The following is a 26,524-nucleotide window of genomic DNA, read 5'->3' on the forward strand; positions in this document are numbered from 1 at the left end:
TCATTGGTTGTCGCATAGGGCGTGTCCCAGCTTGAGGGCGGCACCGAACTCCAGGTTGTCGATCAGGCCGGCAAACTGGCGAAAGGCGGTGTGCAGCTGCGGCGGCGTCTTGGGCGCCAGGGCCTCGGTCAGCTCGACCGCCGCCAGATTGCCATCTTCCAGCAGCGCCAGGATGTGCTGCATGGCCTCCCGCCATTCGGCGAGGGACAAGGCATCATCGGCCGGCTGCGTGGTGGTGTCGGGGGGCGGGGCGAAGGTTTTTTCGAGGCTCTCCAGGCTGAGCCGCACCGTCTCCTGCAACCGCTGCAGCCAGCCGGCGTCAGCCAGCAGCGCAGCGGCCTGCTGCTGGTCGGCGTGGAGCAGGGCCTGCTCCTGCGCCTTGGCCAGGGTGGCCAGTTGGCAGGCCCCCATGGTGCTGGCGCTGCCCTTGATCGCGTGCAATATGCGACAGGCCTCCGTGACCTGGCCAGCGGCGATGGCCTGGTGCAAGGCCTCCAGCTGTTCTGCCATGTCGGGGCCGAACAGGCTCAGGATCCGTTGCAGCAGTTCGATATCGTTGTCAAAACGCTGGCGTATGACGGATTCCGCTTCCAGCAGGGCTTCGCTGGCTGCGGGGGACGGGGGCTGGGCAAGGGCTGGCTGGCCAGCCTTGCCAAGCTGGGCCAGCAGGGTGGAGACCAGCTGTTCGAGGGCAATGGGCTTGCCCACATGCTCATTCATGCCGGCAGCCAGGCAGAGCTGGCGATCCGCTTCCGAGGCATTGGCGGTCATGGCGATGATGGGCAGGTTGGCAAACTGCGGGTGGGCCCGGATCTGGCGGGTGGCCTCCAGCCCGTCAATATCCGGCATCTGCATGTCGATCAGCACGGCATCAAACGAGGGGGCTTGCTGCAATACCATGGCCACCCCGTCCCGCCCGCATTCGGCCAGCAGCACCCTGGCCCCTTCGCAGCTCAGCAACTCGCAGGCAACCTGGCGGTTGAGCAGATTGTCCTCCACCACCAGCAGGGTGAGACCACTCAGGCGGCGGGTGTGCTGGGCAGGGAGCGCGGGCACGACATCCTGGCCATGGAGGGCCTGATAGATGGCCTCTGCCAGCTGCTTGGGAGTCACGGGTTTGGTCAGCAGGCTGACGAAGGGGGTGGCGCCCGACTGGTGCGACTCGGTGAACACCTCGTGGCCGTAGGCGGTGACCATGATGACTCCGGGGGCTGGGTCTTGCCCGGCCTGTTGCCGGATCTGGGCGGCGGCGTTCAGTCCATCCATGCCCGGCATGCTCCAGTCCATCAGCACTATGTCGAAGGGACGGCCCTGGGCACGGGCCTCGCCGACCCGGCGGACGGCTTCTGCCCCCGAGTGGACCAGCTCGGCCTGCCAGCCGAGCTGCAGCAGGGTGCGTTGCAGCAGCTCTGCCGCCAGCTCGCTGTCATCGACCACCAGAATGTAGGGTGGCGGTGCCATGTCCGGGCAGGCCTCCTTGAGAGACTGGGGGGCGGCCTGTGCCAGGGTGATGTCGAACCAGAAGCGGCTGCCACGGCCAGGTTCACTCTCGACTCGCAGCTCTGCCCCCATCAGCTTGAGCAGGCGTTTGCAGATCACCAGCCCCAGCCCGGAGCCGCCGAAGCGACGGGTGGTGGAGGCCTCGGCCTGGGTGAAGCTCTCGAAGATGCGCTCCAGCTGGTGGGCGCTGATGCCGATGCCGCTGTCGGTGACGGCCACGCGGATGGTGACCGTCTGCTCATGGCGGGCCAGCAGCGCCATAGTGATCACCACTTGCCCCTTGATGGTGAACTTGAGGGCATTGCCCGCCAGGTTGGTGAGCACCTGCTGCAGGCGCATGCTGTCACCGATCAGGAGATTGGGCAGATGGGGGTCGATATCGAACATGACCTCGATCTCTTTCTGGCGCTGGTTGCCGTCCAGTACGATGGCCAGGTCCCGCATCAGCAGCTCGATGTCGAAGGGGTGCAGATCGAGCTGCAGCTTGCTGGCCTCGATCTTCGAGTAGTCGAGAATATCGTTGAGCAAGCCCAGCAGGGAGTTGGCCGCAGAGTGTGCCTTGACCACATAGTCGAGCTGGCGGGCGGTGAGCTCGGTGTACTGGATCAGCTGCAACATGCCGAGCACGGCGTTGAGGGGCGTGCGGATCTCGTGGCTCATGTTGGCGAGGAAGGAGGACTTGGTCTGGCTGGCGGCATCTGCCTGCTCCTTGGCATAGAGCAGACGGGACTCCAGCTCGGTCTGGGCGGTGATGTCACGGTTGAAGCCGATGACGCGCAGCGCCTGACCGCTGCTGTCCCGCTCCACCTTGGCCCCGGCCTGGATCACCCGGTGATCGCCGTTGTCCTGCATCACCCGAAAGACGGGGTCGTAGATGCCGGTGCCGGCCACGGCGCGGTTCAGGCTGGCGGTGGTGGCCGCCAGATCGTCCGGGTGCACCCGGTTTGCCCAGTGCTGGTAGTTGAGCCCCTCGTCCCTGAGCGTCAGCGGCAGATCGTAGAGCTCGAACATGCGGTTGTTCCAGCTCAGGGCGTTGCTGCTGAGCTCCCATGACCAGATCCCCAGCTCGGCCACGTCGGCCGCCATCTGCAACTGATCGCGGGTCGACAGGATCTCGTTGCGCTGTGCCAACTGCTGGGTCATGTCGGTCATGATGCAGACGAACATGCTGGAGCCCGCCGCCTGCATCCGGCCGATCGACATCTGCAGCGGGAACTCGCTGCCATCGCGCCGCCGCCCGATAAACTCCCTCTCCATCAGGGCGGCCAGCTGGCTGTCGCTGAGGGTGCCGAGGGGGAATTCACCCAGTTCATGCTCATCGCTGCTTTGCAACAGGGTCTGCACCTGTCGGCCCTGGATCTCGCCGGCCTGATAGCCGAAGGCGGTCTGACCGGCCGGGTTGAGCGAGTGAATGCGACCGTCAGGATCCATGGTCATGATGGGGTTGACGGCGGTGTCCAGGATGGCGCGGGTGATCTCGAGACTCTCGGCCAGCTTCTTCTCGGCCGCCTTGCTGTCGGTGATGTCCAGGCCGATACCAAGGTAGCCCTGACTGCGCCCCTGTTCATCACGGATGGCGGTGATCACCAGGGTGACGGGGAAGCGGCTGCCATCCTTGCGCACATAGGTCCACTCCCGGCTCTCCGCCCCTTCCCGTTCCGGCTTGTAGACGAACACCTGGAAACCGCTGATCTGCTCGCCATATTGGGCGCTGAGCTCGACACTGCGGGCCTGCATCTCGTCGCGGGTGTGGAAGATACCGGGGGTCTCCTTGCCGACCACGTCGGCGGCACTGTATCCCAGCAGCTGCTCGGCCCCCTCGTTGAACAGGGTGATGGTGCCCTCCAAATCGGCCGCTATGATGGAGATTGCCGAGGCTGAGCGCAGGACGTTGCTCAATAACACGTTGATCTTGCTCAGCTCAGCCGTGCGCTCTGCCACCTGATGTTCCAGATTGGCGTTGAGCTCCAGGATCTTGGCCTCTGCCTGTTTCTGGGCCGTGATGTCCCGGATGGTCTCTGAGGTGCCGACCAGCTTGCCCCTATGGTCATAGATGGGGGCGATGGAGATGGAGAGATCCAGCAGATGGCCGTCCCTGTGCCGACGCCGGGCGGAGAAGCTCGGGATCCGGACGCCCTGCCTGAGGTCGGCGAGCAGCGCCTTCTCGCTGGCGCTGTCATGATCCGTCTGAAACAGCGCGCTGTCGGTACGGGTCAGCGCCTCGCCGGCCGGGTAACCGAACAGATCTTCGGCCCCCTTGTTCCAGCTTACGATGACGCCGCTCAGGGTCTTGGCGATGATGCCGTCACTGGCACCGGCCACGATGGCGGCCAGCCTGGCCTGTTCCTCAATGAGTTGCAGACGTTGCTGTTGCCCCTGGGCCCGCATGCGCGCAAGCAGGGTGAGCAGCAGAGTGAAGAGGCCGCCGGTGAACAGCACCACATAGGGGGAGGTCTGGTTGAGCTGCGCCACGAACAGGGGGTGGGCGTCGAGCCTGATCTGCCAGCGGCGACCATGAATTTCCCGCTCGGCGGCTCTGGACATGGTGATGTGGTGCGGATTGCGCGACTCGTGGTCGATGGCACTGGTATAGAAGGGCTGGATATGCCGGGGGTCGGTCACATCGATCAGTCTGATGTGAAAGGCCGGGCTCTCCAGATGCAGGGCGTCCAGCAACTCTTCCATCAGCAAGGGGGTATAGCTCCAGCCAAACCCGGCGGCCTCTCGCTCCTCGGGAGTCGCTGGAGTGGTCACGGTGCGGTAGATGGGCATCAGCATCAGAAAGGATTGCCTTGGCTTGCCCGTGGCCTGTACCAGGGTGATGGGGGGCGTCAGCCGTACCTCGCCGCTGCGGATAGCGGCGAGGGCCGCCTCACGGCGCGAGGGCTCCGAGGCGATGTCCAGCCCGATGGCCGCCTTGTTGCGTGATAGCGGCTCGATAAACTGGATGATGAAATGTTCACCCCGATAGGGCGAGAGCAGCTGAAGGGTGAAACCTGGCCGCCCATCTCGTCGGGCGCGCTGGATGAAGTCGTCCAGCTCGGCATCCTTCACTCGCCTGATGAAGCCAAAACCCCGGGCACCGGGGAATTCACTGTCCACATCCCTGGTCAGGCTGTAACGAACGAAGTCCTCGTTGTTGAAGGCATGTTCGCCGGCGGTCAGGATGGCGCCGCGTACCCCTCTGAGACCGTACTGATACAGATCGAGTCGCGCCTTGACGGTATCTGCGACGTGCTCCGTGGCCGCCGTGATGCTGGCTTGCACCTGCTTGTCATTGCTGTAATGGAGGAAGAGAGTGCCGAGCAGGGAGAGCAGCAGGCCGATGAGCAATACCAGGCCTGCACTGCGGTTCAACCCTAAAAAGGGGTGGTGATTGCGCAAGCTGAAGCCTCCTTGCCTCGCTGATGACGTAGAACACACCCGATGTGACGATTCTGCCGTTTTGGCCAGAGTAGCGTTAATGCATTGAAAGTAAACCCAGATATCCCGCAATCAAAACACAGAGCGCAAATGACGGCGCTCTGTGTTGGTTCAAAGTGGTATCAAATGAGTTGCAACATAACTTAGCATTAATCGCAGGGGTTTGTATCCGATTCTCCTGCTCGTCACCTTGGCCTGAACGGCCGCCGCGTCTATGCAAAGCGGTAGGAGCCCATGTAGAGGCTGCCGCCATCCCAGCTGTCGTGCAGCTTGACGGGCTTGTCCTGACCGGCGGCGCCAAGCGCCACGAACAGCGGGCGCAGGTGATCGTCGTGGGGGTGGGATTCCACCGCCCCCGGCGCGCGGGCGCGGTAATCTTCCAGCGCCGCTCTGTCGCCCTCGGCCATGGTCAGCTCCAGCCAGTCGACGAAACTGCGGGCCCAGCCCGGTACCGGCGAGTTTTCCGGCCCCAGTGCCCGCAGGTTGTGGGTGATGGCGCCGGAGGCCAGGATGCCGATCCCCTGGGCGCGCAGTTGCTGCAGCGCCTCCCCCAGTTGCCACAGCTGGCGCGGGGTGAAGCTGGCCGGGATGGAGAGCTGCACCAGCGGGACGCTGCTGGCGGGATCCATCAGCGATAGCGGCGACCAGACCCCGTGATCCAGCTCGCGGCGCACCGGCTCGGCGGGCAGGCCCGCCAGCAGCAGCTGGTCACTCACCGCCTCCTGCAGCCAGAGCGGGCTGCTGGCCGGCCAGCGGATGTGGTAGAGCGGCTCGGGGAAGCCGTAGAAGTCGTACATCAGGGCCGGATTGGGCTCGACGTTGATCTGCAGCTCGCTGCGGGTAAACCAGTGGGCCGAGATGACCACCAGCCCCTTCAGATCGCCAAGGCGCAGATTTTTGAGGAAATGGGTCGCCGGCTGGTCGCGCAGAACCAGATCCGGGGCGCCATGGGAGATGAACCAGACGGGGGCGATAGACATGACAGACTCCATATGCGTTGTGCCGGTGCCAGGGCACCGAAAACGGTGGGTCAGGGCGACATGCCGCTGACGATATGGTCATTATCTGCCCCGAGATATGAGTTAACAATCCAGATCAATGAATAAGCACTGTTCACTATTGGTTGATAGTGTTGGGTGGGAAGGAGGGGGGATCACCAATAACAAGGCCGGCGCAGTGGCCGGCCCTGGGGGAGCAGACAGGCGACAGGCCTGCCCTCAACAATTTACTGAATACCCAGCAACTCCACATCGAAGATCAACACGGGCGCTGGGTGGGATCTTGCGGACGACAGGGCAGACATCAGCAATTTACTGAATACCCAGCAGCTCCACGTCGAAGATCAATACAGATCCCGGCGGGATCTTGCCGGCGGCGCGATCGCCGTAGGCCAGGTTGGCGGGGATGTAGAAGCGGGTCTTCTCCCCTTCCACCATCAGCTGTACCCCTTCGGTCCAGCCCTTGATCACCTGGTTGAGGCCGAACTCGATGGGCTCGCCGCGGGCGACCGAGCTGTCGAAGACGGTGCCGTCCAGCAGCTTGCCCTCGTAGTGCACCTTCACCTTGCTGGTGGCGGTGGGGTGAACGGTGCCGCTGCCCGGGGTCAGCACTTCGTACTGCAGGCCGGAGGCGGTGGTGGTCACCAGGGGTTTTTCCTTGTTGGCGGCGAGGAACTCGGCCCCCTTGCGCACATTCTCTTCCGCCAGCTTCCTGTTGTTGCTGCTCGAGTAGAAGTAGTAGGCGACGCCGGCAACCAGCAGCGCGATCAGAACGAGTTTCATCGGGTATCCCTATGTCGTGAAATGCCGGGAGGGCAGTGAGTGCGGCATCTTATCCCAGCCGGGGCGTCAGGGCGAGCCGGGGCGGGGCAGGATGTGACCGGACGGGCAAATGAGCAGGGGGAGGCGACTGGCGCCTCCCCCTCGTCGTCAGGGTGGTCGTTACTTGGCGGCCACCATCATCAGGGCGGGCAGGGCGAAGAAGAGGCCCGCCACGTAGCCGAGTGCCAGTAGCTTGTTCTCGCTGCCGACCCGGGCCAGCCCCTCGGCCGCCTTGACCGGCAGCTCGCGCAGGAAGGGCACCCCGTAGATGAGCACCACGGCGAACAGGTTGAACAGCACGTGCACCAGGGCGATGGTCAGCGCCAGCTTGGCCCCGGCACCGCTGATGGCGGTGGCGGCCAGCAGGGCTGTGATGGTGGTGCCGATATTGGCGCCCAGGGTGAAGGGGTAGAGCTGACGGGTGCTGAACACGCCGCCGCCGGCCAGCGGGATCATCAGGCTGGTGGTGGTGGAAGAGGACTGCACCATCACGGTAACCAGGGTGCCGGAGGCGATGCCGGTCAGCGGGCCGCGGCCCAGCGCCTTGTGCAGCACCTCTTTGGCACGGCCGACCAGCACCCGTTGCAGTACCTTGCCGAGCCAGGTGACGCAGCCGAGGATCAGCAGGATGCCGATGACGATGGTGGCGATGGCCGGCCCTTTGCCCGGCAGGAAGGCCACCAGGTCGTCGATGAAGTTGAGGGCCGGGGAGATGAGGGGCTTCATGAAATCCATCCCCTTCATCGACATGTCGGCGGAGCCGACCAGCAGGGTGGCCAGCGCCTCGGCACTCTTTTGCAGCAGACCGAACATCAGCTCCAGCGGCAGGAAGATGAACACCGCCAGCAGGTTGAAGAAGTCGTGCACGGTGGCGGCGGCAAAGGCGCGGCGAAACTCGCCCCGATCCCGGATATGGCCGAGGGAGACGATGGTGTTGGTGATGGTGGTGCCGAGGTTGGCGCCCATCACCATGGGGATGGCCATGCCGATGGGCAGGCCGCCGGCCACCAGACCGACGATCACCGAGGTGACCGTGCTGGAGGATTGCACCAGGGCGGTGGCCAGGATGCCGAGCAGCAGGGCGACGAAGGGGTTGTTGGCGAAGGCGAAGATCTGGGCCGCGCCCTCGGCGCCGCCGGAGAAGCCTTTGAAGCCGTGGGAGACGGCGCCGACGGCAACCAGGATCAGGTAGATCAGGGTGATCACAGCGAGCCAGTTGAACAGTGGGCCAGTACGACGGGTCTGCTGTTGTGCAAAAGATGGGGTGCTGTGCATGAAGCCTCTTGGGACAGTCTGCTTGAAAATGGACGGGCGCATTACAGCAGGGCTCCATGACAGAAATATGACAAAGTGACACTTTTGTGATGATTTGATGACATGGCCGGGTGGGGGAGATGGGACAGAAGGTGTCGGATTGGGCCGGGATCTCGCCCCGTTTGGCTGCGAATGTGTCTGGCGGCTTGCAGCCGGGGGACAGGGCGTTATGCTGCGGTCTTTCTTATCTCAACCAGCGTGGTGTTGTTATGCGTGCATGGGTGTTGTGTCTGTCCCTGGGTCTGCTGTCTGTCGGTGCCCAGGCGAGCGTGTTGAAAGCCGAGTGCAACCTCGACAAGGCAATGAAGAACGAGGCGCTCAATGCGACTCTGGGGGTCAAGGGGCGCTGTGATACCGACAAGCTGGTGCGCCAGCAGAAAGAGAAGGCCGGGGCCGAGGTGAAGAAGCACACCACGGACGTGCTGGACCAGAAAACCGCCGGCCTCAAGGAGGGCAAGAGCCAGCTGCAGGGGACCCAGCAGAAGGTCAATCAGGCCGGCCAGCAGCTCAAGCAGACCCAGCAGGATGTGAAGGCGGTGGCCAAGGATCCGCTCAAGGCGGCTGCCACCGCGGTGATCAATCAGGGCTGATCAGCCTGCCCGCTCTAGGTGGGGCCGCGAGCGCGGCGTGCACAGCAAGAAGGGGAGCCATGGCTCCCCTTCTGCTTGGTTGGCGCTGGCCGCTTACTGCGAGTCGGCCGCCTCTTCGTACTGACGGAAGGGGATGCGGAACACCGCGAGGCGCAGGAACAGGTAGGTGACGCCGAGGCCGGCCCAGATCAGGCCCAGCTCCAGCGAGCTCTGCTCCAGGTTGATCCAGAGCGCGCCTATGGTGGCGGCGCCCAGCAGCGGCAGCAGCAGGAACAGCAGGTGCTCCTTGAGGCTCTTGTTGCGCTTCTCGCGCACCCAGAACTGACCGATGACCGACAGGTTGACGAAGGTGAAGGCCACCAGGGCACCGAAGTTCACCAGCGCCAGCGCCATGTCCAGATCGAACGACACCGCGGAGAGGGCCAGGGCACCCACCATCAGCACGTTGATGGCCGGGGTGCGGTATTTCGGGTGGATGTAGCCGAATACCCGCTCCGGGATCATGCGATCGCGCCCCATCACGTAGAGGATGCGGGACACGCCGGCGTGGGCGGCCATGCCGGAGGCCAGCACGGCTACCGTGGTGCACACCAGCACCACGCTCTGGAACAGGGTGCCGCCGACGTAGAGGGCGATCTCCGGCAGTACGGCGTCCGGCTCCTTGAAACGGGCCAGATCCGGGAAGTAGAGCTGCAGGAAGTAGGAGACGGTGACGAAGATGATGCCGCCGATGAGCGCGGTCAGCACGATGGCGCGCGGGATCACCTTGCCGGCGTTCGGGGTCTCTTCGGAGAGCGAGCTCAAGCCGTCGAAGCCCAGGAACGAGAAGCAGAGGATGGTCGCGCCGGTGAACAGCGGCACCATGCCGGCTGACTCGAAGTGGAACGGACGGCTGCTCAGCAGGGTCGCCGCCCCTTCACCCTGATAGATGCCCCAGCCCATCAGACCGAGGAAGACGGTGATGATGGCCAGCTGGATGAAGACGATGACGCCGTTGAAGTTGGCCACCAGGTTGATGCCGCGCAGGTTGAGGAAGGTCATCACGGTCACCAGACCGAAGATGAAGATCCAGGGCTCGACGCCGGGGAACATGGCGGTCAGGTAGATCTTGGCCAGCAGGATGTTGATCATCGGCATGAACATGTAGTCGAGCAGGGAAGACCAGCCGACCATGAAGCCGATGTAGGGGTTGAACACCTTCTGGGCGTAGGTATAGGCAGAGCCCGCGGAGGGGAACTTGCGCACCAGGTGGCCGTAGCTGATGGCGGTCAGCAGAATGCCGCCGAGCGCGAGCAGATAGGCGGTGGCGACGCGGCCTTCGGTAATGTCACCGACGATGGCGAAGGTATCGAATACCGCCATGGGTGTGAGGTAAGCCAGACCCATCACCACTACCTGGAAGAGGGTGAGCGTCTTGAGCAGCTTGGCACCGGCCATCACGCTTTCTCCTCTGTGATCGCCAGGTCGGCGAAGGGGGACGGGATCAGGGACGCAGCGCGTCGCTGGACACAGGGGGCGCCGGTCTGTGGCACAGACAAGTGGCGCACGCCGGCGGGGACCGGCAGGAAAGCAATGAAATGCCCCATGTATTTCCTCACAACGTCGGGAGATTGCCTGGCAATCTCGGTATCAATTCCGGTACAAAGTCCGGCCTCTTGGTGAATGTGGTTTACCCCTTAAAAACGAAGAACCGATGTTGCAAAAAACATCGGCTCTCAGGGGCGGCGTATTGTGCCCTCAGGGGGGGGAGGACACAAGCAAAAATGCCCCCGTCAGGGGATTTTGTTGACCTGGGTCAGGTCGGGGTTGCGCCCCCGGCTGGCAGCCTGTGCTGACAGGGGCGCGAGCGGAGCCGCTCTGGCGCGAGGGGCACTGTCACGGCGGGTGAACAGGGGTAAAAAAACGCCCGCGAAAGGCGGGCGCAGTAGTCATGAGAAGGGGGCTCAGGAGGCGTCGGTTTCGGGCCGGCGCAGCTGGACCCGGAATACCGTCAGGCGCAGCAGCAGATAGAGGGCGCCGAGGGCGGCCCAGATCAGCCCCAGCTCGAAGGAGGCCGGCTCCAGATTGAGCCAGAGCACGCCGATGCAGGCGGCGCCACACAGGGGCAGCAGCAGGAAGATCAGGTGATCCCGCAGCGTCTTGTTGTGACCGAGCTTGACGTAGAAGTGGGCAATCACCGCCAGATTGACGAAGGTGAAGGCCACCAGGGCGCCGAAGTTGATCAGTGCCAGCGCCATCTCCAGATCGAACGACACCGCCGAGAGGGCCAGGATCCCCACCAGCAGCACGTTCAGGGCCGGGGTCTGCCAGGTCGGGTGGATATAGGCGAAGAAGCGGCTCGGCAGGGCGCGATCCCGTCCCATCACGTAGAGCAGGCGCGACACGCCGGCGTGGGAGGCGAGCCCCGAGGCCAGCACCGCTACCGTGGTGCAGACCAGCACCACCGCCTGGAACAGCTTGCCGCCCACATAGAGGGCGATCTCCGGCAGCACCGCATCCGGTTGCTGGAAGCGGGAGATGTCCGGGAAGAACAGCTGCAGGAAGTAGGAGACGGAGATGAACAGCACACCGCCGATCAGCGCCGTCAGCACGATGGCGCGGGGGATCACCCGATCCGCGTTCGGCGTCTCTTCCGACAGGGTGGTGATGGCGTCAAAGCCGAGGAACGACAGACAGAGGATGGAGGCGCCGGTGAGCAGGGGGGCCACCGCCATCTGATCGGAGAAGAAGGGACGGCTGCTCGCCACCGTGCCGAGCCCCTCGCCATGGTAGACACCCCAGGCGATGAGGCCGATGAAGACGGCGATGATGCTGAACTGCATGATGACGATCAGGCTGTTGAAGTTGGCCACCAGCTTGATGCCGCGCAGGTTCAGGAAGGTCATGACGGCGGCCAGCCCCAGGATGTAGGTCCAGGGTTCCACGCTCGGGAACAGGGCCTCCATGTAGATCTTGGCCAGCAGCATGTTGATCATCGGCATGAACATGTAGTCGAGCAGGGAGACCCAGCCCACCATGAAGCCCACGTAAGGGTGGAACACCTTCTGGGCATAGGTGTAGGCGGAGCCTGCCGAGGGAAACTTGCGTACCAGGTGGCCGTAACTCATGGCGGTGAACAGCATGCCGATGAGGGCAAACAGGTAGGCGGTCGGCACATGGCCTTCGGTGATTTCGGTGACGATGCCGAAGGTGTCAAACACCGCCATGGGGGTCAGGTAGGCCAGACCCATGATGACGACGTGCCACAGCTTCAGGCTTTTTTTCAGGCCGACGGGTTGGGCATTCATTGTGCTTTCCCCTCAATCCGGGCCGAAGGGATCAGGCTGACGGCATCAACCTGGGCATAGGGGGCGCCAGCAAGGCGGCGCAGACCGGCGCGGGCCGGCAGGAAAGCAGTGAAATACCCCATGGTGTTCCTCACTAGAGAAGCGGGTGTCGTGAGATGGCAACCCATCTCGCTATCTTTTCCGGTCGGTTCCGGCCTCGTTGTGGATTTGTTTGCCGCAAAAAAAGAACCTGACTCAGCAAGTGGTCGGTCCTTTTACGCGGCGGCGCATTGTGCATTCGTGTTGCCCCCTTGACAAGCATATCAAGGGGGCAAAAACGCATTTTTTTGCACTAATGGGCGAATGCTCTGTTTCAGATCAGGCGTGAGCCGCCTGCAGGGCCTGTTCAAGCAGGGTCAGCCCCTCCTCGATGATGGCCGGCGAGGCCGTCAGCGGCGCCAGGAAGCGGATGACGTTGGCCCGCACGCCGCAGGCCAGCAGCACCAGCCCGCGCTTGCCCGCCTCGGCCACCAGCCGCTTGGTGAGGTCGGCATCTGGCTGGTTTGCGTCGCGCTGCTTGACCAGCTCCATGGCCACCATGGCGCCGGGGCCGCGGATGTCGCCGATGCAGTCAAAACGCTCGGCCAGCTGCTGCAGGCGCGCCTTGATCTGCTCGCCCTGGGCCTGGGCCTGCTGGTTGAGACGCTCCTCTTCGATCACCTCCAGCACCGCCAGGGCGGCGGCGCAGGCGATGGGGGAACCGGCGTAGGTGCCGCCCAGGCCACCCGGCTTGGCGGCGTTCATCACCTCCGCCTTGCCCACCACGGCGGAGAGCGGGAAGCCGCCGGCCAGGCTCTTGGCGAGCGTCATGATATCCGGCTCGATGCCGCTGTATTCGGTGGCGAAGGTCTTGCCGGTGCGACAGAAACCGCTCTGGATCTCGTCGCAGATGAGCAGGATGCCGTGCTGATCGCACAGCTGGCGCAGGCGCTGCATGAAGCTGGCGGAGGCGGGGTAGAAGCCCCCTTCACCCTGCACCGGCTCGATGATGATGGCGGCCACCCGGGTCGGTTCGATATCCGAGCTGAAGCAGAGATCCAGCGCAGCCAGCGCATCGGCCTCGCTCACTCCCAGATAGTCGCTCGGGAAGGGCAGGTGATAGACCTCCCCCGGGAAGGGGCCGAAACCGGTCTTGTAGGGCACCACCTTGCCGGTGAGCGCCATCCCCATCATGGTGCGGCCGTGAAAGCCCCCCTTGAAGGCGATGGTGCCGCTGCGGCCGGTGTGGGCGCGGGCGATCTTGATGGCGTTCTCTACCGCCTCGGCGCCGGTGGAGAGAAACAGGGTGCGTTTCGGGGTGGGGCCGGGCACCAGGGCATTCAACTTCTCCGCCAGCTCGATATAGCCGGGGTAGGGGGTGACCTGGAAGCAGGTGTGGCTGAACTTCTCCAGCTGCACGCGCACCGCGGCCACCACTTTCGGGTGGTTGTGGCCGGTGTTGAGCACGGCGATGCCGGAGGCAAAATCGATGTAGCGGTTGCCCTCCACATCCCACAGCTCGGCGTTTTGCGCCCGCTCGATAAACACCGGCAGCAGGGTACCGACGCCGTTGACCACGGCGGCTTCGCGGCGCGCTTGCCACGCCTTGTTTGATGCTGACTGACTCATCTTTCCTCCCTGAGGGGCCGGGGGCCCCTGTCTTAATGTGGCGAGGCCCCTTGGGAGCACTCACTTCGTCCTTGTGAATTGATATGGCTGCGCCGGCGGGTGGCGGGCCCCTGTTGCAGGCCCGGCCGCCGGCGCAAGATGTGACTGCCTAGCGGATGCCGCCGAAGCAGAGGTATTTGGTCTCGAGGTACTCCTCCAGCCCCTCGGCCGCCCCTTCACGACCCAGGCCCGACTCCTTGATGCCGCCAAAGGGGGCCAGCTCGGTCGAGATGATCCCCTCGTTGATGCCGACCATGCCGTATTCGAGCTGCTCGGCCACCCGCCAGACACGGGCGATGTCGCGGCCATAGAAATAGGCAGCCAGACCATAGGGGGTGTCGTTGGCCAGGGCGATGGCCTCGGCCTCGGTCTCGAAGCGCACCAGTGGGGCGACCGGGCCGAAGATCTCCTCCTGCAGGATGGGGTTGGTTTTATCCACCTTGCCCAGAATGGTGGGCTGGTAGAAGAGCGGGCCGGCGGGGTGGGCTTCGCCCCCCAGCAGCAGCTCGGCGCCGGCGGCGGTGGCCTGTTTGACCAGCTCGGCCACCTTGCTGGCGGCGGCCGGGTTGATGAGCGGGCCTATCTGGGTGCCTTCGCTCATGCCGTCGCCCACCTTGAAGGCCTTGACCGCGGCGGTGAGCTTCTCGGCGAAGGCGTCGTAGATGCCAGCCTGCACCAGGATACGGTTGGCGCAGACGCAGGTCTGGCCGGCGTTGCGGTATTTGGAGGCGAGCGCCCCGGCGATGGCGGCGTCGAGATCGGCGTCGTCAAACACGATGAAGGGGGCGTTGCCGCCGAGCTCCAGCGACAGCTTCTTCATGGTATCGGCGCACTGGCGCATCAACAGCTTGCCGATGCGGGTAGAGCCGGTGAAGGAGAGCTTGCGCACCGTCTTGTTGTTGCACAGCTCGTTGCCCACCGCCGCGGCCTGATGGCTGGTGACGATGTTGATGACCCCGGCCGGGATCCCTGCCTGCTCAGCCAGTGCCGCCAGCGCCAGGGCGCAGAGCGGGGTCTCGGCGGCCGGCTTGATGACGATGGTGCAACCGGCGGCCAGCGCCGGGCCCGCCTTGCGGGTGATCATGGCGATGGGGAAGTTCCAGGGAGTGATGGCGGCGACCACCCCCACCGGCTGCTTGATGGTGGCCAGCCGGCGGTCGCTGGAGAAACCCGGAATGGTGCGGCCATAGGCGCGTTTGCCCTCTTCCGCGAACCACTGGATGAAGCTGGCACCGTAGGCCACCTCCCCCTTGGCCTCGGCCAGCGGCTTGCCCTGCTCGCAGGTCATGATGCGGGCCAGCTCCTCCTGGTTGGCCATGATGAGCTCAAACCAGGCGTAGAGACGGTTGCTGCGCTCCTTGGCGGTGAGCGCCGCCCAGCCCGGCTGGGCCGCGTGGGCGGCGGCGATGGCGCGGCGGGTGTCGCCCTCGTCCATGTCGGGTACCTGGGTGATGACCTGGCCGGTGGCCGGGTTGTGCACCTCGAACCGGCGTCCGCCGCCGGCTTCGCACCAGCGACCATCTATATAGGCAAGGGATTTGATCAGGGAGAGTGCGGGTTGTGATGCTGACATAGATAGCAAGCCTCGATTGTGGGTCAGGGGGCCGGCTCATCCTGTGCCGCCACCGTATAGAATAATAAGCACAGGAAGACCATAAATTGAGCCGAAATGTTTTTCAAGTGTTAAATATATTTGAGTAAACTGTGTCTCGCGTGCTAGAAATGGAGCTGTTGGAGCGATTTTACCGGTTTCCGTGGTGCAGGGTGTGCAAAATAATGAACGGAGTGCGCTGTGCAGGATAACAAACAGGTTGGTCGGATTGACTCGCTATTTTAACCGGGGCCGCCAATGGCTCCTACCAGGCACACAGGGAGGTGGCCGAATGCAGCAACCACAGGGCGAGACGCGCTGGCAGTCCATGACCGACAACCCGCTGGCGCAGAATACTCAGGCGCAGAGCATGGGGGAGCGGTTGGCCGCCACTCGCCGCCGACTGGGGCTCTCCCAGCGGCGGGTGGCCGAGCTGAGCGGGCTGACCCATGGCGCCATCTGCATGATAGAGCAGGACAAGGTGAGCCCGTCGGTGGCCTCTTTGCAAAAGCTGCTCAGCGTCTACGAGTTGCCGCTGTCGCGCTTCTTCGCCGAAGAGGAGGTGGCGAGTACGCCGAGCGTGGTGATCAGGGCCGAGCAGCTGATCGAGCTGGGCAGCCAGGGGGTCTCCATGAAGCTGGTGCACAACGGCAATAACCGCCGCCAGCTCGGCTTCATGCTGGAGACCTATGCCCCCGGCACCGACACCGGCGGCCAGGTCACCCATCTGGGGGAGGAGGTGGGTACCGTGCTGGAGGGGTCGGTGATCCTGACGGTGGCGGGCCAGACCTATCAGCTCAGTGCCGGGGACAGCTACGTGATCGACACGGGCGAGCCCCACAGTTTCAGCAATCCGTCGGGGCAGGTCTGCCGCATCGTCAGCGCCCACACCCCGGCCAACTTCTAGTGTCGAGACATCGTCTCGTTTGGGAAAAGAACTTGTAAGGAAACAGGGATCATGACCGAACATGTAAACAGTTACTACGCAGCCAGTGCCAACCAACACGCGCCCTATCCGACGCTGACCGAACAGCTGGAGTGCGACGTCTGCGTCATCGGGGCAGGTTATACCGGCCTCTCCAGCGCATTGCATCTGGTGGAAAAGGGCTATTCGGTGGTGGTACTGGAGGCGGCCCGGGTGGGTTTTGGCGCCAGCGGGCGCAACGGCGGCCAGATCGTCAACTCCTACAGCCGCGACATCGACACCATAGAAGCGAATTGCCCGCCGGAACAGGCCAGGCTGCTCGGTTCCATGCTGTTTGAGGGGGGCCAGATCATCCGCGAGCGGATCAAGCGCTACAACATCCAGTGTGACCTGCAGGAGGGTGGGGTGTTCGCCGCCGAGACCGAGAAGCAGTTGCACGAGCTCAAGGCGCAGCAGGCGCGCTGGGAGAAGTGGGGCAACGACAAGCTGGAGCTGCTCGATGCCGACGGTGTGCGCGAGGTGGTAGCGAGCGATCGCTACGTCGGCGCCCTGCTCGACAAGAGCGGCGGCCACATTCACCCCCTCAACCTGGCGCTGGGGGAGGCGGAGGCGATCCGCTTGCAGGGGGGCAAGATCTTCGAACAGTCTGCCGTCACCAGCATCACGCCGGGTCAGCCTGCCCTGGTCAAGACCGCCAAGGGGGCGGTCAAGGCGCGCTACGTGGTGGTGGCCGGCAACGCCTACCTCGGCAACCTGGTGCCCGAGCTTGCCGGCAAGAGCATGCCGTGCGGCACTCAGGTGATCGCCACCGAGGTGTTGGGGGAGGAGCGGGCCCGCTCGCTGCTGCCGCAAAACTACTGCCTGGAAGATTGCAACTACCTGCTCGACTACTACCGCACCTCTGGCGATCACCGGCTGATCTACGGCGGTGGCGTGGTCTATGGGGCGCGGGATCCGGCAGACATCGAGCGGCTGATCATCCCCAAGATGCTCAAGACCTTCCCCCAGCTGGCAGACGTCAAGGTGGAATACACCTGGACCGGCAACTTCCTGCTCACCCTGTCGCGCCTGCCGCAGTTTGGCCGCATCGGCCACAACATCTATTACATGCAGGGCTACAGCGGCCATGGCGTCACCTGTACCCATCTGGCGGGCAAGCTGCTCTCCGAGGTGTTGAGCGGTCAGGCGGAGCGCTTCGATGCGTTCGCCAAGCTGCCGCACTACCCCTTCCCGGGTGGCCGCCTGTTCCGGATCCCCTTCACCGCCGCCGGCGCCGCCTGGTACACCCTGCGCGATCGGCTGGGGGTATGAGTCGGCCCGTGCCGGGCTTACTATCAAGGAAAAAGAAACACCGCCAGCTGGCGGTGTTTTGCTTTCTATGGGCGCTTATTGGGCCAGGGATTTCAACTGCTGCTTGTCCGGCGGGTTGTTCCAGTCGATGGGGCCATGGGTGAAGCGGTATTGCAGGCGGGGCAGGCTGGTCTCCAGCCACTCATCCCGAAAATAGGCGTAGCCCTGATCCCAGTCCGGGTCGTTAGCCCAGCCGGTCTGCAGGAAGTAGAGTCGGGTGCCCTGACCTTCCGGCACGAAGCGCAGGCAGACCTGGGTCTTCTGTTGGCGGATATGGGGCAGGGAGGGGGGAAAATTCCAGCTGAAACTGAGCAGGTCGTGGGGCATGACGGCCATCACCCGGCAACCTTCGCTGCCACGCTCGCCCAGCGGGGCATCGGGTCTGAAATAGATTTCGAAGGGACCATTCGGTTCCGGCACCATCAGGCATTCCGGCGCCAGAAAACTGCGCAGGCCGCTTTCGGTTGTCCAGGCACGCCAGACGTCGTCGATATGGGCCGGAACAAAGATATTGCCTTCTATCTGCTTGTTATCCATAAATCAGCGAGCCTCAAAACATCCATACACGGGACTCAGGCAGTATAGTCCCATGGCTCATGAAATGGACAGAGGTGTGTCACACCCCTGCCATTGCGGCGGCGTTATTCTGTGCCGGTGATTTGACAGGGCCCCCGTGTTCCATGGAGAGTGGGGTGGTACTCATATGACAGGGACAGTTTGATGATCAGAGCCATGCGAGAGACGGATATTCCCCAGTTGGCGCAGCTGTTTTTGAAAGGGCGGCGTCAGACCTTTCACTGGGTCGATCCCGCCCAGTTCCGGCTGGAAGATTTTGACGAGCAGACCCGGGGCGAGCAGATCTGGGTGGCCGAGCAGGGGGGGACACCCTGCGGCTTCATCTCCATCTGGGGCGATGAGAGCTTTGTGCACCACCTCTATGTTTCGGCCGACTGGCATGGCCAGGGCATGGGACGGGCCCTGCTGAATCAGGGGCTGGCCCCCTTCAACAAGCCTGCATCCCTCAAGGTGGCCACCAACAACACGGCGGCGCTGGCGTTTTATCACCGGCTGGGTTGGCAGAACACGGCGGAAACCGGCCACTGCGAGATCACCGGCCCCTGGCGGCGACTGATCCTGGAATAAGCCGTTTTGTCATGCCCCGTTTGCCTATTCGCACTGGAGAGGTTGCCGGCAGCCATCGCCGGCAATATATAGTGTCAATTGTCTACCTAGAGTCTCGTGTGAGTGGCGGAAAAATTAACAGCCGTGGCTAATTGTAAAAATAGCTGGCATCACCTGCCGGAAAATATGACAAGCTGTGCCGGATCTATTTGCCATGCGTTACATGGGGGAATTGCATGGTAAACGATCTTGCAGGCGGGCCAATGAGTAATGGCTGAATAAAGTGGCCGCTATATTCAGCCAGAACTTTTTTGTTAAGAAAGTGACAGCTCTTATAAAAACATTATGTTGTTCTCAAACTGCCGTGCTATTCTCAAGCTGTGTTATCCCTGTGACAAACAAAAATAATTCTGTGAGGAAGTAATGAACGAGTTTCTGAAAGTTCTGCTGAACATTCGCAGCCTGCGTGCGGCCATCCGTGAATTGCCGTTTGAACAGCTGCAAGAAGCAAAAGAGAAGTTCGATCTGGTATATAACGAGCGTGCCGATTCTGTTGAACAGGAGCGTGCCGAGCAGGAAGAGCGTCAGCGCAAGCTGAACGAGTTCACCGAAATGCTGCAGCAGGCCGGTATCGATCCCCGTGAACTGCTGAACAGCGCTGCCGCCCCGGCTGCCGCTGCCGGCGCAACCAAGAGCAAGCGTGCTCCGCGTCCTGCCAAGTACAAGTACCAGGAAGATGGCCAGGAGAAGACCTGGACCGGTCAGGGCCGTATGCCCAAGGCCATTGCCGAGCAAGTTGCGCTGGGCAAGGATCTGAATGATTTCCTGATCTGATCCCTTCGGTCGATCATGAATGATGCCGCCCATGAGGCGGCATTATTATTTGTGCTCATTGAAAGCCGCCCCTGTCAATTCCCCATGCTGTTTTATCCGACTGGTTTTTGTCGCATGATGTCACCCCTATTTGTTGCCGCCTGATTGAACGATTAATTTCCAGTTGGCTGGTTTTTTCATCACCGACATCGTTTTTATGGTGTGACTGGCTGCCTTCTTCCCCTCCTGTTGCTGGACTCATATAGCCCGTCAAGTATTAGGTAGGTCATTCCAGGACGATACCATCAGCATTAAGAGATCACCTGTTTCTGGCGCTTTGCCTCCCCCCTTTGGTTGTTGTTCATGGCATTAATCGGTCTGCTCACTGTTTGCGACCTGGTTGGACGAACCACAGCGTATTACCCCGGTTGTTTTATTGCGGCAGGCGCCGGATACCTGCGCACTTTTTATGGGAAAGAGATGCCCTGGGCATTTAATCGGTGGTATGGCGGGGAGATTGGAAAAGGAAAGTGGGGAAATAATAAGGCTCCCGTTACGGGAGCCTTATTCACCCGATGGATTCAACTTGCCAGCTGGGCCGGCCAGCGAACAGGGTCCGGCCGGGGCTGTCCCGGATATTGGCGGCGCCGCTCGACGGCATCCGCCAGCATGGCAAGCAGGGTCTGGGTATCGTCCCAGCACAGGCAGGCATCGGTGACCGACTGGCCGTAGACCAGTTCGCTCAGAGGGGCCGGTTTCTGGCTGCCCCCCTGCAGGAAACTCTCGACCATGACGGCGGCGATGGCGTCGCTGCCTTCTGCCAGCTGACGGCAGAGCTCTCCCGCCACCCGGATCTGGTTCTTGTGCAGCTTCTGGCTGTTGCCATGGCTGCAATCCACCATCAGCCGGGGGGAGAGCCCCTGCCGTGCCAGCCGTTCGGCTGCCTCTTCCACGTCGCTCTGGTGGTAATTGGGGCGGGTGCCGCCGCGCAAAATGATGTGGCCGGCCGGGTTGCCTTCACTCTTGATCACCACCATGCCGCCCTGGCTGCCGGGGGCGGTAAACAGATGGGAGGCTTCGCTCGCCTGAATGGCATCGATGGCCACCCGGATGTTGCCGTCCGTCCCGTTCTTGAAGCCGACGGGGCAGGGCAGGGCCGAGGCCAGCTGCCGGTGAACTTGCGACTCTGTGGTGCGGGCACCGATCGCCCCCCAGCTGATGAGATCGGCCAGGTAGAGGAAGCTGGTGGTATCGAGAAACTCGGTGGCGGTGGCCAGCCCCAGCTGGTTGATGTCGAGCAGCAGCTGGCGCGCGAGCCGCATGCCGTGGTTGATGTCGTTGCTGCCATCCAGATGGGGATCGAACACCAGCCCCTTCCAGCCCACCGTGGTGCGGGGCTTCTCGAAATAGGTGCGCATCACTATCTGCAGCCGATCCTGATAGGCGTGGGCCAGCGAGGCCAGCCGTCTGGCGTAGTCGAGGGCGGCGAGGGGATCGTGGATGGAGCAGGGGCCAATCACCACCAGCAGGCGATCGTCCTCTCCTGCCAGGATCCGGCGAGCCTGCTGGCGGTGCTGGTCGATCCGGGTCGCCAGCTCGGCGGGACAGGGATGAAGTGCCAACAGGTCGGCAGGAGTGGGGAGTGCCTCCACCGCGAAGGCGCGCATTACCGAGTTTAAAACTGCCATCTGGATTACCTTGCTGTGCATAGGAATGAGTGACGTGCACTCCACACCGGAACCCGGACGGGAGCTGCAATGGGGCGTCATCACCTGTTATTGTTGAGAGTGATTATCATTATCTTGTTGTCGGCCGCAAATGCAAGCACAACCGAGTGGCACACCAGAATGGGGGGAGAGCGCCGGTGGGCAAGGCCGCTCCAATGGCAATCAAGCCCATGACCGGCAGGCCATGGGCTTGATATTTCAGGACAAAATCAGCTGATTCAGCTGTCCATCACGTCGTGACGGGCATGGTGATAGGCCTCTTCATCCTTGCCGTGGCGCCAGTAGGGCACGGCGTACACCCGGGTGCGATCCACCTCGAGCGTGCGCCGTACGTGACGGCGCATGGGGACCACCAAGCCCTCTTCCCCGCCAAACCAGAAGTAGCTCTGTTGCTCCTCCAGCGGCAGGGCGGTGAAGTACTCCACCAGCGGCGCCGTCTGCTCAGGGGTGCCGACAAACCAGCGCAGGCTTACCCCGGCGGGCAGCGACAGATCCTGCACATCTTCCTGATAGGGCACCAGCAGGGCGATGTGGCCGCGGGCATCGGCAGGCATCACCTCAATCATGGCGCTGATGGCGGGCAGGGCGGTGAGATCCCCCACCATGTAGTAGTAACTGGCCGGTTGCAGCATGGGATCCGGGCCACCGGGGCCCGAGATGGCCAGCAGATCGCCGGGCTTGGCCTGGCTGGCGAAACGGCTGGCGGGGCCGCCATCATCGTGCAGGGCGAAGTCGATATCCAGCTCCAGCGCCTCGCGGCGAAACGCGCGAATGGTGAAGGTGCGCATGATGGGACGCTGGCTCGGGTCTTCCCAGCGCGGCCCCTGCGGGGTGGGGGTGGGCAGCACGGCATGGGCCTGGCCCGGCTGGGGCAGCATGATCTTGATATGGGCGCCGCCACAGGTGAAGGGGTAGTCAGCGAGCTCCGGGCTGGTCAGGCAGATCCGGCGCAGGTGCGGGCTCACATCCTGAATGTGCTTGACCGTGAGCAGGCGGGGGCGGTTGACCGGGGCGGACTGGGACATGGGCATACTCCTGACTGATAATGGCGCCCATTCTTCATTAAATGAAAATTATTATCAATTGGTTTGTGTGACAGAGTCAGAGAGGGGAAAACGAAGGGAAGTTCAGTGGCGTGCAGAAAATAGCCCCCTCGCCATGGGGCGAGGGGGCTGGGTTCAGGGGCGATCGCTGCCCCCCAGCGCCTTGTAGATCCTGGCCATGGTGTTGAGCTGCTCCTTCTGCTGGCCGAGCAGGGCGAGCTCGGCGTCCCACAGCCGGTTCTGTTCATCCAGCCAGGGTTGTACCCCGGTGGCGCCGGCCTGGTAGCGGGCTCTCGCCAGCCGCTCCGCCTCTTTGGCAAAGTCCAGCTGCTCGGCCAGGTAGCTCAGGCGTTGCTCGCCGTGGTGGCGGGCGGCCAGACCATCCTCCACCTCCACCAGCGCGCCATAAAGCTGCTTGCGAAACTCCGCTTCGGCGATCTGGTAATCGAGCTTGGAACTGGCGATGGCGAGCCGGGTCTTGTTGTACTCGAGGAAGGGCAGCGCCAACGAGGCGCCCAGTGTGCCCACCGGGTTTTGCAGCACCTGGGTCAGGGTATCCGAGCTACTACTAGCGCCGCCGGTCAGCTTCAATGTGGGGTAGAGACCGGTGCGGATCTCGTCCCCCTTCGCCAGGGTCTTGCGCAGGCGCAGCTCGGCGGCGCGCACGTCGGGGCGCCGCGCCAGCACATCGGCCGGAATGCCGACCGCCAGGGTGGGGATGGCGGCCGTCGGCAGCGCCTTGGGCTCGAATGCCAGCGGACCGTTGCTGCGACCGAGCAACAGGCGCAGGGCGTTGCGGGCCTGCTCCTGCTGCATCAGGAGCGAGCTGAGCTCCGCCTGCTTGCCGGCCTTCTGCTGGCTGGCCTGCACCAGATCGAGCCGGGTCACGGCGCCGGCCCGGTACTTGGCCTGGGTCAGCTGCTCGGCGCGCTCATAGTTGGCGAGCTGCTGCTGGCCCAGGGAAATGGCCGAGCCGAGGTAGGCCAGCTGCCAATATTGCTCGAGCGCCTTGCCGATCAGCATCAGGCGGGTGGCGGCCAGATCCTGGGCGGACGCCTCGGCCTCCCAGCTCGCCTGATCCCGCACCGAGGCCAGCCTGCCCCACAGATCCACCTCGTAGCCGAGGGTCAGGGAGGGGCCCATGCTGCCTTCACTCTTGCCGCTCTTCAGATTCTTGGTGCCATTGCCGCCGAGGCTGGCATCGACCGAGGGGGTCAGGTTGGTGTCGGCCAGATCGGCACTGAGCAGAGCGCTGCGCAGGCGCAGGCCGGCGACCTGCATGTCCGGGTTGGCAGCCAGCACGGCCTCGATCAGCCGATTGAGCTCGGGATCGTGGAAGCCTTGCCACCAGGGGCCGGCCAGCTGGCGGGTGAGACCGTCCTCCGGCTGCTGCCAGTGGTCGGCCAATGCCAGCTCCTGCCGCTGATAGCTGCTCTGCTGGCTGCAGGCGCCGAGGCCGAGCGCCAGGGTGAGGCAGAGCCCCAGTTTGGATAAGTGGTACATCGTCATTCCCTCGCCAGCGCCTCGACCGGATCGAGCCGGGCGGCATTGCGGGCGGGCAGATAGCCAAACAGGATCCCGATGAGCGAGGAACAGCCAAACGCCATCAGGATGGAAAAGAGCGAGAAGTGCATCTGGATGCTCTCCACGAACAGGGAGAAGAGCAGGCCGATGAAGAGGGAGACCCCCACCCCGAGCATGCCCCCCAGCAGGCTCACCATCACCGCTTCGATCAGAAACTGCTGCAGTATGTCCGACTGGCGGGCACCGACCGCGATGCGGATGCCGATCTCGCGGGTGCGCTCCACCACCGACACCAGCATGATGTTCATCACCCCGACGCCGCCGACGATGAGGGAGATCACCGCGATGGCGGAGACCAGTAGGGTCATGGTGGCGGTGGTCTTCTCCACCGACTTGATGATGCTGTCGCTGCTGAAGGTGAAGAAGTCCTTCACCCCGTGGCGCTGGGTCAGCAGCTCGATGGCGGCCTGTTCGGCCAGCGCCGGTTGCACCCCGTCCTTGACCCGGATGGTGAGCTGGCTGAAGTGGTTCTGGGAGATGAGGCGGCTCATCACGGCGCTGTAGGGCAGCCAGACGTTCACCGACTGGCCGCTGCGGCCAAACCCGGTCTCCTCTTCCACCACGCCGACGATGCGCACCGGTAGGGTGCCGACCAGCACCACCTGGCCGACGGGATCCTGTTTGCCGAGCAGGCTCTCTATGGTCTTGCCGTCCACCACCGCCACCGCGGTCCGGTTCTGGATGTCGCGCTCGTCAAACAGCCGGCCGTTGGTGAGCTTCATCCCCTTGACCCGGAAGAAGTCGCTGCCGACCCCGACTATGCTGCCGCTGTTGGTCTTGTTGCGATAGCGCAGCTGGCCGGAGGCGGCGATCTGGGGGCTGGCCCCTTCCAGGTAGGGTTGGCCGAGCAGGGCGTCGAGATCCCGCTTGTTGAGGGTCTGGATGCTGGCGGCCTTCTCGTCCCCCCAATCCTTGCCGGGGAAGATGTCGATGGTATTGGTGCCCATGGCGTTGATCTGGTCGATCACCTTGGCACGGGCCCCCTGGCCGAGCGCCACCACGCTCACCACGGCGGCGATGCCGATGATGATGCCAAGCATGGTGAGGAAGGTGCGCATGCGGTGGGCCAGCATGGCGTGCAGCGCCATGCGTGCCGCTTCCCGGTAGCGATCCCAGTCGTGGCCTGCCCCTTCCTTGCCGGCGGGGGCGGTGGTCGGGGTCACGGGGGCGGCGGCCGGTTTGCGGCCGCTGTCCTCCTGCACCCGGCCATCCTTGAGAGTGATGATCCGGTCGGCGTGGCTGGCCACCTCCATGTCGTGGGTCACCAGGATGATGGTGTGGCCCTGGGCGTGCAGCTCCCTGAGGATGGCCATCACCTCCTTGCCGCTCTGGCTGTCGAGGGCCCCGGTGGGTTCGTCCGCCAGGATCACCTCGCCGCCGTTGGCCAGCGCACGGGCGATACTGACCCGCTGCTGCTGGCCGCCGGAGAGCTGGCTCGGGGTGTGATGGCTGCGCTCGCTGAGCCCCAGTCGCGCCAGCAGTGCCTGGGAGCGGGCCTGGCGCTCGGCCCGTGGCGTGCCGGCGTAGACGGCCGGGATCTCCACGTTGGCGGCGGCATTGAGGTGCGGCAACAGGTGGTAGCGCTGAAAGATGAAGCCGAAGTGGTGACAGCGCAGCCTGGCGAGGGAGAGGGCGTCCAGGGTGGCGGTGTCCTGGCCGCGGAACAGGTACTGGCCGCTGCTCGGCCGATCGAGGCAGCCGAGCAGGTTCATCAGGGTCGACTTGCCGGAGCCGGAGGCGCCGACGATGGCGATCATCTCTCCCGCCTCGATGGTGAGATCGAGGGGATGGAGCACGGTCACTTCCTGCTCTCCGCTCTGGTAGCGCCGCTCGATCCCCTTGAGCTGGATCAGAGGCTCGCTCACAGCATGATCTCCACGTCATTGCCACTGACCGGCGAACCCTGGTTCAGGGTGACCTTCTCCTGTTCGCTCAGGCCGCTGACCACCTCCACCTTGATGTCATCCTTCATGCCGGTTTTGATGCGGCGAGTCTCCTTCTGGTCATCCTCCTTGAGCAGGGTGACCTCGTACTCGTTCTCCCCGAGCTTCTTGCCAAGGGCGGTCTGCGGAATGGTCAGCACCTGCTTGCGCTCGCCGAGCACTATGGTGACCTGGGTGGTCATGGCGACCCGCAGGGTGTGATCCGGGTTGGGCACGTCGAACAGGGCGTAGTAGTAGACGGCGGCGTTGTTGGTGGCCGTGGTGCTGGTGGCCTGCTCATTGATGTTGGTGGGGGCCAGCTCGACGGTGCGCAGGGTGCCGTGATAGCGGGTGTCCGGATCCCCCATCAGGGTGAAATAGACCGGCATGCCAGCCTTGACCCGGGTGACGTCCGCTTCGGAGATCTGCGCCTTGACCGTCATGGTCTCCAGGTTGGCGAGCTTGAGCAGGGTCGGCACCGTCTGGCTGGCGGCCAGGGTCTGCCCCTGGCGGGTCACTATGCTGACGACGGTGCCATCCATGGGCGCCTGAATGCGGTTGTAGCCGAGCTCCGTCTTGGCTCGCTCCACCTTGATCTGGGCATTGTCGACTTCAGCCAATGCCCCCTGCAGCTCGGCTCTGGTCACGGCCAGCTGGGCTTCGGCGCTTTCCAGATCGGCGCGCGAGCTCGCCTCCTGCCTGAACATCTGCTGCTGGCGACGCCAGCTCAGCTCGTTCTGCTTGAGCTGGGCCTGCTTGATCTTGAGCTGGGCGCGGCGGCTGGCGAGATCCGCCTCGGCGGTCTTGAGGTTGTTCTGGGCGATCAG

The 26,524-nt window shown here is 63.6% G+C and carries 22 protein-coding genes; 5 read left to right on the forward strand and 17 right to left on the reverse strand.

Features of this window, described 5'->3' with window-relative positions; genetic code table 11:
• The 4 genes from AB5Y95_RS21775 to AB5Y95_RS21790 form a co-directional block, all read right to left on the reverse strand.
• Positions 1-4,884: a PAS domain S-box protein gene (locus tag AB5Y95_RS21775; protein WP_368162101.1), complete on the reverse strand. Its 4,884-nt coding sequence runs from the start codon at positions 4,882-4,884 to the stop codon at positions 1-3.
• A 251-nt stretch (positions 4,885-5,135) separates the two neighbouring features.
• Positions 5,136-5,903 carry a class III extradiol ring-cleavage dioxygenase gene (locus AB5Y95_RS21780; RefSeq protein WP_017765719.1) on the reverse strand — a complete coding sequence of 256 codons (768 nt, stop codon included), beginning with the start codon at positions 5,901-5,903 and terminating at the stop codon, positions 5,136-5,138.
• Between the two features lie 330 nt (positions 5,904-6,233).
• Positions 6,234-6,704, reverse strand: coding sequence for an FKBP-type peptidyl-prolyl cis-trans isomerase (locus AB5Y95_RS21785; RefSeq protein WP_010633350.1), 471 nt, complete (start codon positions 6,702-6,704; stop codon positions 6,234-6,236).
• A 159-nt stretch (positions 6,705-6,863) separates the two neighbouring features.
• Positions 6,864-8,018: a sodium dependent phosphate pump gene (locus AB5Y95_RS21790; RefSeq protein WP_010633351.1), complete on the reverse strand. Its 1,155-nt coding sequence runs from the start codon at positions 8,016-8,018 to the stop codon at positions 6,864-6,866.
• A 248-nt stretch (positions 8,019-8,266) separates the two neighbouring features.
• Between AB5Y95_RS21790 and AB5Y95_RS21795 the strand changes: the two genes are divergently transcribed.
• The gene (locus AB5Y95_RS21795) at positions 8,267-8,647 is read left to right on the forward strand and encodes a hypothetical protein (protein WP_024941297.1); all 381 of its coding nucleotides are present in this window, start codon (positions 8,267-8,269) and stop codon (positions 8,645-8,647) included.
• Positions 8,648-8,740: 93 nt separating this feature from the next.
• Here AB5Y95_RS21795 and AB5Y95_RS21800 read toward each other — a convergent pair whose 3' ends face one another.
• From AB5Y95_RS21800 to AB5Y95_RS21825, 6 genes are all read right to left on the reverse strand, one after another.
• Entirely contained in the window at positions 8,741-10,084 is a 1,344-nt protein-coding gene (locus AB5Y95_RS21800; RefSeq protein WP_005303054.1) for an APC family permease, read from the reverse strand.
• On the reverse strand, positions 10,084-10,233 hold the full coding sequence (locus tag AB5Y95_RS21805) for a hypothetical protein (RefSeq protein WP_005303052.1): 150 nt from the start codon (positions 10,231-10,233) through the stop codon (positions 10,084-10,086). The genes AB5Y95_RS21800 and AB5Y95_RS21805 overlap by 1 nt, the downstream gene beginning before the upstream one ends.
• Before the next feature lie 357 nt (positions 10,234-10,590).
• Positions 10,591-11,934: an APC family permease gene (locus AB5Y95_RS21810; RefSeq protein ID WP_005303048.1), complete on the reverse strand. Its 1,344-nt coding sequence runs from the start codon at positions 11,932-11,934 to the stop codon at positions 10,591-10,593.
• Positions 11,931-12,056, reverse strand: a complete 126-nt coding sequence (locus AB5Y95_RS21815; RefSeq protein ID WP_005303046.1) for a hypothetical protein — start codon at positions 12,054-12,056, stop codon at positions 11,931-11,933. The genes AB5Y95_RS21810 and AB5Y95_RS21815 overlap by 4 nt, the downstream gene beginning before the upstream one ends.
• Positions 12,057-12,291: 235 nt before the next feature.
• Positions 12,292-13,581 (reverse strand): 4-aminobutyrate--2-oxoglutarate transaminase, encoded by a 1,290-nt coding sequence (gene gabT, locus AB5Y95_RS21820; protein WP_258116945.1) that lies wholly within the window; start codon positions 13,579-13,581, stop codon positions 12,292-12,294.
• A 148-nt stretch (positions 13,582-13,729) separates the two neighbouring features.
• Positions 13,730-15,193, reverse strand: a complete 1,464-nt coding sequence (locus AB5Y95_RS21825) for an NAD-dependent succinate-semialdehyde dehydrogenase (RefSeq protein ID WP_017782010.1) — start codon at positions 15,191-15,193, stop codon at positions 13,730-13,732.
• Between the two features lie 310 nt (positions 15,194-15,503).
• Between AB5Y95_RS21825 and puuR the strand changes: the two genes are divergently transcribed.
• Both puuR and AB5Y95_RS21835 read left to right on the forward strand, forming a co-directional pair.
• The gene (gene puuR, locus AB5Y95_RS21830; protein WP_017782011.1) at positions 15,504-16,118 is read left to right on the forward strand and encodes an HTH-type transcriptional regulator PuuR; all 615 of its coding nucleotides are present in this window, start codon (positions 15,504-15,506) and stop codon (positions 16,116-16,118) included.
• 51 nt (positions 16,119-16,169) lie between these two features.
• On the forward strand, positions 16,170-17,447 hold the full coding sequence (locus tag AB5Y95_RS21835) for an FAD-binding oxidoreductase (protein WP_005303038.1): 1,278 nt from the start codon (positions 16,170-16,172) through the stop codon (positions 17,445-17,447).
• A gap of 75 nt (positions 17,448-17,522) precedes the next feature.
• On the opposite strand, the gene AB5Y95_RS21840 is transcribed toward AB5Y95_RS21835, so the two are convergent.
• Positions 17,523-18,023: an SRPBCC domain-containing protein gene (locus AB5Y95_RS21840; protein WP_005303036.1), complete on the reverse strand. Its 501-nt coding sequence runs from the start codon at positions 18,021-18,023 to the stop codon at positions 17,523-17,525.
• A 183-nt stretch (positions 18,024-18,206) separates the two neighbouring features.
• Between AB5Y95_RS21840 and AB5Y95_RS21845 the strand changes: the two genes are divergently transcribed.
• Positions 18,207-18,629, forward strand: a complete 423-nt coding sequence (locus AB5Y95_RS21845) for a GNAT family N-acetyltransferase (RefSeq protein ID WP_005303034.1) — start codon at positions 18,207-18,209, stop codon at positions 18,627-18,629.
• Between the two features lie 402 nt (positions 18,630-19,031).
• A complete protein-coding gene (locus tag AB5Y95_RS21850; RefSeq protein ID WP_005303032.1) occupies positions 19,032-19,442 on the forward strand; it encodes an H-NS family nucleoid-associated regulatory protein in 411 nt (136 codons plus the stop codon).
• A 55-nt stretch (positions 19,443-19,497) separates the two neighbouring features.
• Here the strand turns inward: AB5Y95_RS21850 and AB5Y95_RS21855 are convergent, their stop codons facing one another.
• The 6 genes from AB5Y95_RS21855 to AB5Y95_RS21880 form a co-directional block, all read right to left on the reverse strand.
• Positions 19,498-19,683 (reverse strand): hypothetical protein, encoded by a 186-nt coding sequence (locus AB5Y95_RS21855; RefSeq protein WP_139398470.1) that lies wholly within the window; start codon positions 19,681-19,683, stop codon positions 19,498-19,500.
• A gap of 319 nt (positions 19,684-20,002) precedes the next feature.
• Positions 20,003-21,109, reverse strand: a complete 1,107-nt coding sequence (locus AB5Y95_RS21860; RefSeq protein ID WP_026141467.1) for a 3-deoxy-7-phosphoheptulonate synthase — start codon at positions 21,107-21,109, stop codon at positions 20,003-20,005.
• Positions 21,110-21,366: 257 nt separating this feature from the next.
• Positions 21,367-22,173 carry a siderophore-interacting protein gene (locus AB5Y95_RS21865; RefSeq protein WP_017780719.1) on the reverse strand — a complete coding sequence of 269 codons (807 nt, stop codon included), beginning with the start codon at positions 22,171-22,173 and terminating at the stop codon, positions 21,367-21,369.
• Between the two features lie 153 nt (positions 22,174-22,326).
• Positions 22,327-23,700 (reverse strand): efflux transporter outer membrane subunit, encoded by a 1,374-nt coding sequence (locus AB5Y95_RS21870; protein WP_117402800.1) that lies wholly within the window; start codon positions 23,698-23,700, stop codon positions 22,327-22,329.
• Positions 23,697-25,640, reverse strand: a complete 1,944-nt coding sequence (locus tag AB5Y95_RS21875) for a MacB family efflux pump subunit (protein ID WP_368162107.1) — start codon at positions 25,638-25,640, stop codon at positions 23,697-23,699. The genes AB5Y95_RS21870 and AB5Y95_RS21875 overlap by 4 nt, the downstream gene beginning before the upstream one ends.
• Positions 25,637-26,524 (reverse strand): efflux RND transporter periplasmic adaptor subunit (locus AB5Y95_RS21880; protein WP_368162109.1); only part of this gene is annotated, 888 nt, incomplete at its 5' end. The genes AB5Y95_RS21875 and AB5Y95_RS21880, both read right to left, overlap by 4 nt.

It is taken from the genome of Aeromonas sp. R5-3 (genome assembly GCF_040908225.1).
GTDB lineage: Bacteria > Pseudomonadota > Gammaproteobacteria > Enterobacterales > Aeromonadaceae > Aeromonas > Aeromonas dhakensis.